The organism is Candidatus Methylomirabilis sp. (genome assembly GCF_028716865.1).
GTDB lineage: Bacteria > Methylomirabilota > Methylomirabilia > Methylomirabilales > Methylomirabilaceae > Methylomirabilis.
The window spans coordinates 62308-75496 of sequence record NZ_JAQUOY010000012.1 but is presented as its reverse complement, the minus strand read 5'-3'; the positions used below and the strand labels follow the sequence as shown (position 1 = coordinate 75496).

The window sequence follows — 13189 nt, the reverse complement described above, 5'->3', positions numbered from 1 at the left end:
GGCGCTCAAGCTCTACATCCGCTTCTACAACCACCACCGCCTGCACTCTGGCATTGACTACCACACGCCGGAAGAGTATGAGGGATTGGTGACGTGAAGTCGTGTCCACTTTTTCGGGGGAAGATCCGTAGGCGGTGGATGGTGCCAAACACAGGCTTCAACCGGATACCGTACCCCCCTTTCTACGTGTTGGTTCCTGAAGGTCGAGATGCCGCCGGTTTCGTCATGGTCGAGCAGGTCAAATCAATCGACTGCCGTTCAACTCCCGCTCTCTTCTGCTAATGTCTTCCCCTTCCAACGCAGATTCGGCTGGCGGGCGGCCTTCACCTCGTCCAGCCGCGAGACCTTGGTCTTGTGCGGGGCGGACCGGACCAGCTCCGGGTCGCGCTCGGCCTCCTCGGCGATCTGTTTCATGGCGACGATGAACTGATCCAGCGACTCCTTGCTCTCGGTCTCGGTCGGCTCGATCATCATGGCCCCCTTGACGATCAAGGGGAAGTAGATGGTTGGGGGATGAAAGCCGTAATCCATCAATCGTTTGGCGATATCCAGTGTCTGAACCCCATGCGGAAGCTGGCGTGCATCGGAGAAAACGCACTCGTGCTTGCAGAACTTGTCGTACGGCAGATGGTAGCAATCTTTCAACTGATTCATGACGTAATTAGCATTGATGACGGCCACTTCGGCCACGCGCCGCAGTCCTGACGGACCCAGCGAACGGATGTAGGCGTAAGCCCGGACCAGCGCCGCGAAGTTCCCATAGAAGGCGCGCACCCTGCCGACACTTGACGGCAGATCCTCATTCAGGACAAACCGCTTCCCCTTCTTCTCGATGACCGGAACCGGCATAAATGGCGCAAGATGCGCCTTGAGACCCACCGGCCCCGCGCCCGGACCGCCGCCCCCATGCGGAACGGCAAACGTCTTATGCAGGTTGATGTGCAGCACGTCGATTCCCGTGTCACCCGGTCTTGAGATCCCAATGATAGCATTCAGGTTGGCGCCGTCGCAGTAGACCTGCCCGCCCTTGGCGTGAACGATCTTGGCGACCTCGGCGATCTGGTCCTCGAAGAGCCCAAGGGTATTGGGGTTCGTCACCATGATGGCAGCCACATCCTCATCCATCGCATCGGCCACAACCTTTGGGTCCAGGCGGCCGTTCGGACCGGACTTGATCTGCAGCACCTCGTAGCCACAGATGGCGGAACTCGCGGGATTGGTGCCATGGGCCGAGTCAGGGACCAGGACCCGTTTCCGTGGGCTCCCCTTCGATTCCAGGTACGCCCGGATCAGCATCATGCCCAACGTCTCGCCCTGGGCGCCCGCGGCCGGCTGCAGTGACACCCGGTCCATCCCGCTCACCTCGGCCAGACACTGCTCCAGCTCATACATCAGTTCCAGAGCGCCCTGGATCAGGCTCTCCGGCTGGTACGGGTGCGCGCAGGAGAAGCCGGGCAGCCGCCACACCTCCTCATTGATTTTCGGATTATATTTCATAGTGCAGGAGCCCAAGGGGTAGAAGCCCGTATCGACTCCATAATTCCATTGCGATAGCCGCGTGAAATGCCGGACCACCTCGACTTCGGACAGTTCTGGGAAATCGGGAATATCGTGCCGGAGAAGCTTTTTAGGCAGCAGCCGCTCCGCTTTCAACTCCGGGACGTCGCACTCAGGGAGCGTACAGCCTCGGCGCCCCCGTGATCCTTGATCAAACAGGAGCGGCTCGTGCATCATGAGCCCCTGGACACCGATCCCTTCGCCCTGGAACTGCGCACCCTGCACCTCGTCCGTCATCGCCCACCTCCCATCGCCTTGCAGAGTGCGTCGATCTCCTCGCGGCTGTTTTGCTCCGTCACGCAGAGAAGCAGGCAATCCGACAGCTCCGGGTAGAATCGGCCCAGTTCCACACCGCCGATGATGCCTTTGGCGAGCAGCGCACGATTCACCTGAGCCGGGGTCCGCTTTTTCACCCGCACCACAAACTCATTGAAGGTAGGACCTGCAAACGGAAGCTCGTAGCCGCTAAGTTTAGAAATCGCGTCTTTGGTATAGGCCGTCTTACGGAGGTTCAGCAGGGCCAACTCCCTGAGCCCGGCTCGCCCCAATAACGACAGGTGAACCGTCGCAGCCAGGGCACAGAGCCCTTCGTTCGTGCAGATGTTGGACGTCGCCTTCTCCCGCCTGATATGTTGTTCTCGGGTAGACAGTGTCAGGACGTAACCCGACCGGCCGACCTTATCCTCGGTCCGGCCGACCAAACGACCCGGCATACTGCGGACATAGGCCTGTTTCGACGCGAAGAAGCCAAGGTAGGGGCCGCCGAAGTTCAGATGGTTCCCGAACGCCTGGCCCTCTCCCACAACAATATCGGCTCCGTACTCGCCGGGGGATCGGACAATACCGAATGAGACCGGCTCGGCCACAACCACGATCAGGAGAGCCCCGGCGCTGTGAGCGACCTCCGCAAGCTCATCCAACGACTCCAGGACTCCGAAGAAGTTCGGGCTCTGGACCACAACAGCGCAGGTGCGGTCCGACAGCGTCGCCTTCACCTGTTTCAGATCGGTCGCACCCTGGTCCGTGTACGGAACCTCGTGCAGATGGAGGCCAAGCTTGCTCACGTAGGTACGGCATACCGTCCGGTACTCCGGGTGCACGGCCATGGGCAGCACCACCTCCCGACGGCCGTTGATCCTGTGCGCCATCAGGACCGCCTCGGCCAGGGAGCTGGAACCATCATACATCGACGCATTGGCCACCTCCATGCCGGTAAGCTGGCAGATCAGCGTCTGATACTCGTAGATCGCCTGAAGCGTCCCTTGTGACAGTTCAGGCTGGTAGGGCGTATACGCGGTGTAGAACTCCGATCTGAATACCAGGTGGGAGACGGCGGCAGGGATAAAGTGATTGTAGGCGCCTGCCCCCAGGAAGGAGGCGTATTGATCAACGTCTGCATTCTTGCCGGCCAACTCCTTCATGTGCTTTCGCAGTCCGGTCTCGGAAAGCGGCGGCGCAAGATTCAGTCCCCGCTTGAGCTTGAGCTTCTGAGGGATGTCGGCAAACAGCTCCTCGCTCGACCGGACGCCGATGGCATCCAGCATCGCGCGACAGTCGGCCTCCGTGTTGGGGATGTACTCCATCAGTGCTCCTCCGCCGCCAGATAGGCCTTGTACTCCTCAGCGGTCATCAGATTCCCCAACTCGCCAGGATCAGCGATCCTAGCTATGATTATCCATCCCCGTCCGTAGGGATCGACGTTGATCTGCTCAGGATTCGATTCGAGCGAGGAGTTGACCTCGAGTACCTCACCGGTCAGTGGACAGTAGAGGTCGGAAACGGCCTTCACCGACTCCACAACGCCGAACGCCTCCATCTGACGCAGGACCCTCCCGACCTGCGGCAATTCCGCAAACACGATGTCGCCGAGTTGGCTCTGGGCGAAGTGGGTGATTCCGATACGTCCACGATCCCCCTCAACCTTAATCCATTCATGCGCTTTCGTATAATGCAGCCCCTCAGGAACCATACTCACCTCCATAGCCTTCAACGTACTCGCTTATAGAAAGGAGTTCGAACAACCCTCGCGGCCACAGGCTGGTCGCGGATCACGATGTCAAACTCGGTTCCGATAGCCGCGTACTGTACCGCCACATAGCCCAGCCCGATGTTCTTCCCGAGCGAGGGCGCGGGCCCGCCACTGGTGACCTCGCCGATCGGCTGACTATCCTTGGCTATGGCATAGTGGGGACGAGCAATCCCCCGGCCACACATTTCAAACCCTACCAGCTTCCGGCTGATCCCAGCCGTCTTCTGCCGCACAAGCGCCTCACGACCGATGAACTCTCCCTTCTCCAGCTTCACGATCCAGCCCAGGTCGGCCTCCAGGACGGTATGGCGGTCGTCGATGTCCTGACCGTACAGGGCCATCTTGGCCTCGAGACGCAGCGTGTCGCGGGCACCAAGTCCGCAGGGTTGCAGTCCCACCGGCGCCCCTGCCTCGAGGAGGGCATTCCAGAGGGTAGCCGCGTACTGCGGTAGGATATAGATCTCGAAGCCGTCCTCACCGGTGTAACCTGTCCGGGAGACGCAGCAGTCGATGCTGATCACTTGCCCTTCGACAAACCGAAAGTACCTCAGCGCTCCCAAGTCTATGGAGGTCAGCTTCTCAAGAATCTCCTGCGTCCTGGGTCCCTGGAGGGCAATGAGGGCCATGCCATCGCTGATATTCCTAACCTCGACACCTGATGGGACGTGTTTACGAATCCAGGCATAGTCCTTCTCAATATTCGAGGCATTCACCGTTAACCAGTAGCGATCAGCCGCAAACTTATAAACGGTGATGTCATCCACGAATGTCCCCTCTGGGGTGGTGAGCGCAGAATATTGCACCTCTCCGACAGAGAGACGTGACGCATCATTCGGGGTGAGGTTCTGAACCGCTTCCAGGGCACCTGGTCCCGTAATCTCGATCTCCCCCATATGCGAAACATCGAATACGCCCGCCCGCTCCCTGACAGCGCGATGCTCCTCCAGAATCCCGGCATACTGCACCGGCATCTCCCAGCCGCCAAAGGCCACCATCCTGGCGCCAAGACGGCAGTGTATCTCGAACAGCGGGGTACGCTTTAAGGGTTCAGTCGCTCTACTCATCTGCTACCCTCAGGATCGGGGGCAACGTCGGACACTCGCGAGGTGTGGCGGAGGCCGATCACTGCCATGTGGCATCGTCGAACTATGTATGGGTGTTGTCGGCGGGAAATGAAGCAGAGCCTCGCCTCAAATACGGGGCGATATTCAATTATGACGTAATTCTTGTCAAGGGAAATGTGCGAAAAAAGGAGTTCTATTTCTTCTCTACCAGGAAGTAGACATAGCGAAGAAATCCCAGATCATAGCCGACCTTGATGTAGACAGCCGCCGGAAACTGCTCTTTGATGAGCCTGACCCCCTCGCTTCCCAGTGTCATACCTTTCCAGACGAGGCGCGGCACGTCTTTGAATGAAAGCATCTTAATGCCCTTCAACGCTGACTCATATCCAAACTCCCAGTTTCTTTTGACTTGATTATTCAGATCAGTCATCTCAATGATGTTAAAATCGTTGTGCTCAAAATATTTCTTGTAATTGTCCGGCGTTTCAAGACTTGGGATGGCCCAGTATTTCATAAATGGATGCAAGACAAGTTCTTCCTGAATTGAGTTCAGCCCATCCTGCTTGCACCACCCGAGCAAAAGAAGGCGAGCCCCGGGATTCATCACGTTCGAGATCTTTTCTACAGCCAATTGTTTATCCGGTAGATAGCACTCGGCGTCCATGAGCACGACGGCGTCAAACATTTGTCCGAGTTCATCAACTTTCATGATGTCGTGGTGCTTGAAACGCAGGTTCGGCCGCTTGAATCTCTTGACATGTGAAAGTTGTGAACGAGAAATATCAATCCCCAACACTTCACCGGAAGTATGTTCAGCCAGGAGATTCGTAAAGCTCCCTCTCCCGCAAGCCAGTTCGAGTACATGACGCGCGTCGTGTATCCGCAGAGCTTCCAGATATTTTTTGTGAGTATTCTCGAAAGCCGATTCCCGACTCTCATGTTCATCCTGAAACAGCGCAAAATGAAAAAAATCATTCCAGTATTCGGCGTAGAGATCGCCGACCGCCGCAAACATGCGCTCCACGCTTTCATCGTATTGCTCTTTAAAATACCTAAAATCTTTTGGATGAGTTTTTGTGGTAAACATAGGTTATAGAAATTTCTTGTGCTTGAGGGGTCAATCCCATAGTTTAATGATAGTTTGTGAAGTACGCTCCCGGTTATGCAGTGATGGAATATGATGCCCGGTCGAGTCGTTTCGCTTGCTCAACTAACTATGACACACCCTCACTACAGGATCAACCTACTTGATCCCACGACTTAACCAGAACGTCGAAGCCGAAAACTCTATAGAATTGATTGACTACTCTCCACGATGAGGCATCAATAAATAATAGGAGACTTCACATGCCCAACCCCAGAATTATTGCGCTCGAAACCGCTAATCCCACAACGTCCTTCTCTCAAGAGGAGCTTCTGACCCTCGCGTCGTATACCGACGAGCGACGACGGGGCTTTTTCCTCCACAGCGGCATTGAGCAGCGGCATCTGTATGTGGATAAAGCCACCTTTCGCCCCACTGAGACCACGGACGAACTCAACGCCCGATTCCGCAAAGGAGGCGTCGAGATCGGCCGCCTGGCGATCCAGCGCGCTTTAGATCAGGCCGGCTGCTCCGCTCAGGAGATCGATTTTGTGGTGACTACCACGTGCACCGGCCGGCTGTGCCCTAACCTCGACGCCTATTTCGTCCGAGAATTCAGGATGAAAGAGGGGGTTCAACGGGTACACGTAGGAGATATGGGCTGCGCCAGCGGAATGATTGCGCTGCAACAAGCCTATAACCACCTGATGGCCTTTCCTGATCATCGGGCACTGATCGTCTCCGTAGAAATCTGTTCCTCGACCTACTACCTGGATGACTCCCTCGAGACCGCAGTGGCCAACGCGATCTTTGCCGACGGGTCCGCGGCGGCCATCCTGACATCCGATGGCGGTGGGGTTGAGGTCATGGGTCACATGAGTCTGGTCCGTTCGGAGTACCTTGATCTGATGGGGTTTACCTATCCGAACGGACGACCCCGCATCCTGTTGTCCAAGGAGATCCGAGGGGTCGGCAGCGCCATGATGAAGGAGCTGACGGCGACGATACTTAATCGCTATCATCTCAAGCAGGAGGAGATCCGGTTCTGGGTCCTGCACTCCGCCGGCCGGGGAGTTCTCGAACGGGCGCAGCGCGAGATGGGGCTCGGTGACGCCGACCTTCAATTCTCCCGCCAGGTGCTTCGCCGCTTCGGAAATATGTCGTCGGCCACGGTGCTCTTTGTCCTCAATGAAGTGATCAGATCCGGGCAGGCGTCCCCCGGCGACCTGGGCGTGATGATTGCGCTCGGGCCTGGCTTCTGCGCGGAGGGTGCGCTGCTACGATGGTGACGATCCGGCTGCCGCTCCCGCGCCTCCAGGGGGCGGCGGAGTTGCTGGACCGCCAGAACAATTCCGATGAGGAGATTCGTGAGAATCTGCGCGATCTGGAGCGGCTGAACCGATATTTCGGCGGTGTGCGCACGGTACTTGTGCACCTCGGTCGGATGGTGGGCGAGCCTTCGCAGACTCCCCTTACAATCCTCGACATCGCGACCGGCGGCGCTGATATCCCTCGGGCCATCTGTCGTTGGGCCAGGAAACGCAAACTTCCTGTCGCTATTGAAGCCGTGGACCAGAATGACCAGGTTCTGGCTGCCGCGGCCGACTGGTCGATCGATTTCCCGGAGATTCGACTGCGGCAGGCGCACGCGCTGCCCTTGCCCTACCCGGATCGCAGCTTCGATTACGTCATCGCCTCTCTCTTCTTTCACCACCTGAACGAGGCGGAGGGGATCCTCCTGCTGCGCGAGATGGCGCGGGTCGCACGACGCGGGCTGCTGGTCAATGACCTATTGCGCAGCCGACTTGCCTGTCTACTGACTGCGATGACTACACGGCTGCTGTCCGACAATCGTCTGACGCGCCACGACGGTCCGTTGTCTGTCCTTCGCGGTTTCAGACCCGAGGAGTTGCGTCGCATGGCGACTGAAGCTGGTCTTACTAATGTACGGCTGAGCCGCCATCTCTGGTTCCGTATCGCCCTTGTATCTAGTCAGGCGTAATGTATCGCCTTCAGCCTAAACACCTGAGTAGTGACACATTATGCTACAGACCACGGTAATCATTGTGGGCGCCGGTCCGGCCGGCTCGGTCCTGGCCGGCCTCCTGGCGCAGCGTGGAGTTGAGACGCTGCTGCTCGACAAGGCAACCTTCCCTCGCGAGAAGATCTGCGGCGATTATCTTAGTCCGGGAACCGTCAGACTCCTCGATCAGCTCAATCTGCTTGACCTCGTATGCTCGGCCGGGGTGCGGCGCCTGTGGGGCATGACGATTATCTCTCCGGACGGTACAACCTTGACAGCCGAATTCCCCGCCATCACCGGAACCAACGGGGCTCCCCCGTTCGCGCTGTCTATCCCAAGGGCTATCCTTGACAGCTTGTTGCTGAAATGGGCTCGAAGCTTCGGGGTGAGGTGCATCGAAGGGTTTCGCGTGACCGATCTGATCTGGAAGAATGGGCGGATTTGCGGTGTCACGGGGATTGGTCAGGCGGGTCCGGAGACGTATCAAGGGCGGATCGTTGTGGGGGCAGACGGACGAGAGTCGGTGGTCGCTCGACGGCTTAACCTTCATCAGCCTCATCCACGGTTACGTCGGATGGCGCTGGTGGCCTATTATGTAGGGGCACGTTGCAACGTACCCCTACGGGATCATGGCCTAATCTGTATCGGCGATCGATCGTATTGCATCCTCAACCCGATCGGCGAGCGGCTGACCAACGCCAGCATTGTGGTGGATCAAGGGATCGTACAAGGATGGAAAGGGCAACTCGACGAGCTGTTCAATAGCGCGCTGCTGGCGTTTCCCCTCGCACTGAGCGCGCTTCGTGGCACGGGCCGACATGGGACGGTCCGATGCCTCGGCCCCTTGGCGTTTCGATCAATTCGCAGCGCCAAGGCCGGGGCGCTGCTGATTGGCGACGCGGCCGGCTTCTACGATCCCTTCACCGGCGAAGGGGTAGGTCACGCCCTCTATAGCGCGAAGCTTGCGGCTCATGCGATCGCCTCGGCCCTTGCCGAGTGTGATGGCGGACTTACGGAGACTCACCTCCATCGGTTTGATGACGAGCAGCGTAGGATCTTGATAAGTAGGAGGCGTCTGGGCGCCGCGCTGCAGGCCATCATCCGTCGTCCCGGCGCGGCCAATGCGGTCACACGACTCCTCCGACGCCGTCAACCCCTTGCGAACCTGCTGCTCGGCGTGATCGGTGATCTGCTCCCGCCTCGCACCCTTTTCTCGGCGCACACGCTGATGGGTATCCTTCATCCACGCTAAGGCATCTATTATCTAATCGCAAGCTTGCCCTTGTGGTCGAGCGGACTGATCCACGGGAACCTGGTACAGCCGAACTCAAAGACCCCGGAACGCTCTGCCAGGAACTCAACGGTTGCTTCCTGATCCGGATCGAGATAGCGCCTGATCTCCAGATCGGGAATAGAGAAGACGTGTCGTGCGCCCTCGCTGCGAATCGTGACTTTGACCAGCGCCGATCTTCCTTCCCGGTCTATCGCGATGACGGAGGGCTCACAGCGATAGTTGCGGGCGATCATTGTGAAGGAAAGCCGCTTCGCTTCGGGGGGAGCCCCGGCCGGATGATCGGTATCAGGAAAAAGCGTGGCGCAGCCCGTCAGAACCATGACGGAGGACGCCAATAGCCAGATCCAAAATCGTTGCATGAGCGTGCTGATTGTGAACCTCCTTACGCTTCGCATCATTATCCCGCACATTACCATAGGGTTATAGAGGTTTTCAAGCGTAGTTAATGAACGATACTTCACAAAATCTTGGAAAACTCCTATGATACAGTCGTCCTGTTGAAAACCTTTTCTCGCAGAATCGCTATGGCAAAAGCAAAGATCTTAATCGCAGAGGATGAACCCGCCTCCAGATCGGGGCTCCAGGAGCTTCTCACGAGCTGGGGATACGCGGTCACTGCCGCTGCTGACGGTCAGGAGGCTCTGGAGAAGGCGTCCGAGCTCCAGCCGTCCCTCATTATCGCTGATCTCGTCATGCCGAAGATGGACGGCATCGCCCTTCTCCGCACCCTCAAGACCGATGCGACCCTTCCCTCCCTGATCATTCTGACCGGCCAGGGGACCATCGAGACTGCGGTCCAGGCGATGCAAGAAGGGGCCTACGACTACCTCACCAAACCGGTCGATATCGGGCGACTCCGCGTCCTTGTGGAGAAGGCCATCGAGCGTGGAGCGGTATTGAAGGAGGTCAGGCTCCTGCGCCACCAGGTCCGTCACCTGGGCCGGTTCGGCCGGCTGGTCGGCGACACGCGTGCCATGCAGGAGGTCTACCGGCTGCTTGAATTGGCGTCGCCGAGCACTGCGCCGGTCTTCATCTGGGGGGAAAGCGGAACCGGAAAGGAGTTGGCGGCCCGAACAATTCACGATCTCTCCCCACGAAAGCAGGGCCCATTCGTCCCGATCAACTGCGCCGCCATTCCGGAGACGCTGCTGGAAAGCGAGATTTTCGGTCACGAGAAAGGGGCCTTTACCGGCGCTACCGAGCGGCGGATGGGATACTTTGAGTTAGCGGATGGCGGGACCATCTTCCTTGATGAGATCGCCGAGATGAAAGTCTCCACCCAGGCCAAGTTCCTCCGAATCCTTCAAGAGGGCAGCTTTCGTCGACTGGGCGGAACCAAAGAACTCCGCGTGGATGTCCGGGTAGTCGCCGCCTCTAACAAGGACCCCGTCCATGCCGTCCGTGACGGCCTGCTCCGCGAGGATCTCTACTATCGGCTGAACGTATTCAGCATCTATCTTCCCCCCCTGCGGGAGCGACGCGAGGATCTCCCGCTCCTCATTGGATCGTTCATCGATGAGTTCAAAGAAAAATACGGCACAGCGGTGCGCAGCGTAGACGCACGGACGCTCGCACTCCTGACCAGCCACGATTGGCCCGGTAACGTGCGGGAGCTTCGGAATGTGCTGGAGCGGGCCGTCCTCGTCGCCCAGGGAAATATGATCACCTCAGCCGATCTGCCGCCGAACTTTTCCAGCCAGCGTCATGGACCGACCACAGAGTTCGATATCCCCGTCGGGATCACTATTGATGCGGCAGAAAAGAGTCTGATTATGAAGACCCTTGAACGCACGAACCAGAATAAGACTCGGGCTGCGGAGATCCTTGGGATCAGCCTGAAGACACTCCACAATAAGTTAGTCCGCTATCGAGAAGAGGCCTCCTCCTTGGTAGACGCGCAGGAATAAGTCCGTATGACGCTCGGCATCCGAGGTAAGGAAATCCTCGGTATCAGTCTTCTGGTCTTCCTGATCGTCTCGCTCGCATTAGTCGTTCACCTCTCCACGACCACGCACCTGGTAGTTCAGCATGCGGCCGAAAAGGGCAACTTGCAGGCACAGCAGATCTTCTCCGGCAGCACCCGGGTAATGAGTCGTGCACGCGGCAGCCGTCCGGAGGAGGCTCTGCACCGTGACCGAGAGCTCCGCGCACTCCTCGATGCCGCCATCGGCTACTCCCCACACCTGGTCTACGCAATGATCACTGACCGCTCAGATACGGTCCTTCTGCACAGCCAGCGTTCCCGTGAAGGGCATAAGGCACCATCCAGACCGAAGATCGAACAGTTGCTGGAGATGAATCCTCTGCGCCAGCTCGCGGTATTGGCTCGCCAGCCACAGGTGTTTGAGACCACCCTGCCGCTCAGTCTCAATGACCGGCCCTTCGGGGCGATCCGGCTCGGACTGGCCGGAAGCCTCCTGTGGAACGAGCTCTCACCCGCCGTTCGGAAGAGTCTACTGCTGGCGGTACTCGCTTTCCCGCTTGCCTGGGTTGTGGCCTTTGTCCTCTCGAACCTGGTGGTGGCGCCGTTACGTCAAATTGCCCAAGGAGTCGATCGGATGGCGCGCGGCGAGTTCGATACCCCTGTTGCGTTCGATCGTCACGATGAAGTCGGGCAGATCGCCGCGAAGCTCAACCTTTTGGGACGCCAGATTCAGGAGGACCGGTCCTCCCTCATAAACGAAAAAGCCCGGCTGGAAGGGATCGTTCACCATCTGGAAGACGCCCTCATCCTTTTGAATAAAGAGCGGGCGATCATTTTCGCTAATCCGGTGGCCGAGGCACTGCTGGCTCGCCCACTGATGAACGCTGCCGGTCAATCGTTGGCGCATATCCTGGGGGAGGCTCACCCCTTAACCGAGGCAGTGGCCGAGAGTTTTCGGCGGCAGCAGCCCGTGCGGAACCTGACGCTTCAGATGGGGGGAGACCGCGACGTCCCTCTTGATGTTTTGGCCTCCGTCTATCCAGTACTCGACAGGGATGGTGTCGTCGGAGGGATGATCCTTCTCAAGAATACTGAACCACTCCGGCAGATTCAATCACTCGTAGACTACTCACGGAAACTTGCCGACCTTGGGAAGCTCACCTCGAGCGTTGCCCATGAAATCAAGAATCCGTTGAATGCCATGATCATCCACTTGGAACTGTTGAAACAGAAACTGAACGATCCTCCGGAAGAGGTAGCCCAGAGCCTGGCATTCCTCGGAGGAGTGGTTCACCGCCTTGATCGTGTGGTGCAAGGTTTTCTCCGGTTTGTCCGTCCTCAGACGCTTGAGCTTCGCCCTCTGGACCTGAACACACTGCTCCAGGAGGTCGCTCAGACGACCGATGCGCAAGGGGCAACACGTCGAATCACATTCGCCTTTCGGCTTGACGACGGACTCCCCCTCATCAACGGCGATCCGGAGTTGCTTCAGCAGGCCTTCCTCAATCTGATATTGAATGCTTGCCAGGCAATGCCCGATGGCGGCACGGTAACCCTTGCAACAGACCAAACTGCTGAGGGCGTGACCCGCGCACACGTCATCGATCAAGGGATAGGGATCGCCGCCGAAGACCTCGACAAGATATTCCGTCTCTACTACACTACCAAGCCGGACGGGAACGGGATCGGGCTTTCACTGGTCTACCGAATCGTCCAGATGCATGGGGGTAGCGTCGAGGTTGACTCGAAGATTGGACAAGGGACAACGATGACGGTTACTTTTCCCATAACCTAGTCCAGGATGAGAGAAATCCCAGTGGTGGTGGCTTCGCGGACGATCGTCGCATTTTTGTGCCTCTTGCTGGTGGCTGGCTGCGCCCAGATTAAAGCGGCTTTCACGCCGACCCCTTCGCCACACGTCCCCGCGCGTCCGGCGTCGCCACCACTACGCTTATCCCCTCAGGTAAGCTCTGATCGTGAGATTCAACTGACGGAGGAGGTCAATGCTACGATCCAGAGAGTCGAGCGAACCCTACTGTCAATCGACCGGCAGAAGCTGAGGTCTGACCAATGGGAGACCTACCAAACCATTCACAGCTTTCTCACACAGGCCAGAGAGGCGCTTACGACGAAGGACCTTCAACGAGCCATGAATTTAGGTCAGAAAGCGCACGTCCTTTCCGATGAACTTTCCAAGATGGTTCGTTAACAAGT

The 13189-nt window shown here is 58.0% G+C and carries 12 protein-coding genes; 6 read left to right on the top strand and 6 right to left on the bottom strand.

Going from position 1 to position 13189, the window contains the following annotated elements; genetic code table 11:
• Positions 1-258: 258 nt before the first annotated feature.
• The 5 genes from gcvPB to PHV01_RS06545 form a co-directional block, all read right to left on the bottom strand.
• Entirely contained in the window at positions 259-1794 is a 1536-nt protein-coding gene (gene gcvPB, locus PHV01_RS06565) for an aminomethyl-transferring glycine dehydrogenase subunit GcvPB (protein WP_337290355.1), read from the bottom strand.
• The gene (gcvPA, locus tag PHV01_RS06560) at positions 1791-3140 is read right to left on the bottom strand and encodes an aminomethyl-transferring glycine dehydrogenase subunit GcvPA (protein WP_337290354.1); all 1350 of its coding nucleotides are present in this window, start codon (positions 3138-3140) and stop codon (positions 1791-1793) included. The genes gcvPB and gcvPA overlap by 4 nt, the downstream gene beginning before the upstream one ends.
• Complete coding sequence (gene gcvH, locus PHV01_RS06555) at positions 3140-3526, bottom strand: glycine cleavage system protein GcvH (protein WP_337290353.1); 387 nt, start codon at positions 3524-3526, stop codon at positions 3140-3142. Before gcvH ends, gcvPA begins: the two co-directional genes overlap by 1 nt.
• Positions 3527-3543: 17 nt before the next feature.
• On the bottom strand, positions 3544-4650 hold the full coding sequence (gene gcvT / locus PHV01_RS06550; RefSeq protein WP_337290352.1) for a glycine cleavage system aminomethyltransferase GcvT: 1107 nt from the start codon (positions 4648-4650) through the stop codon (positions 3544-3546).
• 193 nt (positions 4651-4843) lie between these two features.
• The gene (locus PHV01_RS06545) at positions 4844-5737 is read right to left on the bottom strand and encodes a methyltransferase domain-containing protein (protein WP_337290351.1); all 894 of its coding nucleotides are present in this window, start codon (positions 5735-5737) and stop codon (positions 4844-4846) included.
• A 260-nt stretch (positions 5738-5997) separates the two neighbouring features.
• Between PHV01_RS06545 and PHV01_RS06540 the strand changes: the two genes are divergently transcribed.
• From PHV01_RS06540 to PHV01_RS06530, 3 genes are read left to right on the top strand one after another with little or no spacing between them, the layout of a single operon-like run.
• Positions 5998-7023 carry a type III polyketide synthase gene (locus tag PHV01_RS06540; RefSeq protein ID WP_337290350.1) on the top strand — a complete coding sequence of 342 codons (1026 nt, stop codon included), beginning with the start codon at positions 5998-6000 and terminating at the stop codon, positions 7021-7023.
• On the top strand, positions 7017-7736 hold the full coding sequence (locus PHV01_RS06535) for a methyltransferase domain-containing protein (protein ID WP_337290349.1): 720 nt from the start codon (positions 7017-7019) through the stop codon (positions 7734-7736). The genes PHV01_RS06540 and PHV01_RS06535 overlap by 7 nt, the downstream gene beginning before the upstream one ends.
• Positions 7737-7776: 40 nt before the next feature.
• On the top strand, positions 7777-9009 hold the full coding sequence (locus PHV01_RS06530; protein ID WP_337290348.1) for an NAD(P)/FAD-dependent oxidoreductase: 1233 nt from the start codon (positions 7777-7779) through the stop codon (positions 9007-9009).
• An 8-nt stretch (positions 9010-9017) separates the two neighbouring features.
• On the opposite strand, the gene PHV01_RS06525 is transcribed toward PHV01_RS06530, so the two are convergent.
• Positions 9018-9410 (bottom strand): cupredoxin domain-containing protein, encoded by a 393-nt coding sequence (locus PHV01_RS06525; protein ID WP_337290347.1) that lies wholly within the window; start codon positions 9408-9410, stop codon positions 9018-9020.
• Between the two features lie 165 nt (positions 9411-9575).
• Between PHV01_RS06525 and PHV01_RS06520 the strand changes: the two genes are divergently transcribed.
• From PHV01_RS06520 to PHV01_RS06510, 3 genes are read left to right on the top strand one after another with little or no spacing between them, the layout of a single operon-like run.
• Entirely contained in the window at positions 9576-10958 is a 1383-nt protein-coding gene (locus PHV01_RS06520; protein ID WP_337290346.1) for a sigma-54 dependent transcriptional regulator, read from the top strand.
• Positions 10959-10964: 6 nt separating this feature from the next.
• Positions 10965-12770 carry an ATP-binding protein gene (locus PHV01_RS06515; protein ID WP_337290345.1) on the top strand — a complete coding sequence of 602 codons (1806 nt, stop codon included), beginning with the start codon at positions 10965-10967 and terminating at the stop codon, positions 12768-12770.
• A gap of 6 nt (positions 12771-12776) precedes the next feature.
• Entirely contained in the window at positions 12777-13184 is a 408-nt protein-coding gene (locus tag PHV01_RS06510) for a hypothetical protein (protein ID WP_337290344.1), read from the top strand.
• Positions 13185-13189: the final 5 nt, after the last annotated feature.

Coding starts and splice junctions, on each gene's coding strand:
- PHV01_RS06530 (WP_337290348.1), top strand. CDS start 7,777: ATGCTACAGACCACGGTAATCATTGTGGGCGCCGGTCCGGCCGGCTCG.
- PHV01_RS06515 (WP_337290345.1), top strand. CDS start 10,965: ATGACGCTCGGCATCCGAGGTAAGGAAATCCTCGGTATCAGTCTTCTG.
- gcvPB (WP_337290355.1), bottom strand. CDS start 1,794: ATGACGGACGAGGTGCAGGGTGCGCAGTTCCAGGGCGAAGGGATCGGT.
- PHV01_RS06520 (WP_337290346.1), top strand. CDS start 9,576: ATGGCAAAAGCAAAGATCTTAATCGCAGAGGATGAACCCGCCTCCAGA.
- PHV01_RS06545 (WP_337290351.1), bottom strand. CDS start 5,737: ATGTTTACCACAAAAACTCATCCAAAAGATTTTAGGTATTTTAAAGAG.
- gcvT (WP_337290352.1), bottom strand. CDS start 4,650: ATGAGTAGAGCGACTGAACCCTTAAAGCGTACCCCGCTGTTCGAGATA.
- PHV01_RS06510 (WP_337290344.1), top strand. CDS start 12,777: ATGAGAGAAATCCCAGTGGTGGTGGCTTCGCGGACGATCGTCGCATTT.
- PHV01_RS06525 (WP_337290347.1), bottom strand. CDS start 9,410: ATGCAACGATTTTGGATCTGGCTATTGGCGTCCTCCGTCATGGTTCTG.
- PHV01_RS06535 (WP_337290349.1), top strand. CDS start 7,017: ATGGTGACGATCCGGCTGCCGCTCCCGCGCCTCCAGGGGGCGGCGGAG.
- gcvH (WP_337290353.1), bottom strand. CDS start 3,526: ATGGTTCCTGAGGGGCTGCATTATACGAAAGCGCATGAATGGATTAAG.
- PHV01_RS06540 (WP_337290350.1), top strand. CDS start 5,998: ATGCCCAACCCCAGAATTATTGCGCTCGAAACCGCTAATCCCACAACG.
- gcvPA (WP_337290354.1), bottom strand. CDS start 3,140: ATGGAGTACATCCCCAACACGGAGGCCGACTGTCGCGCGATGCTGGAT.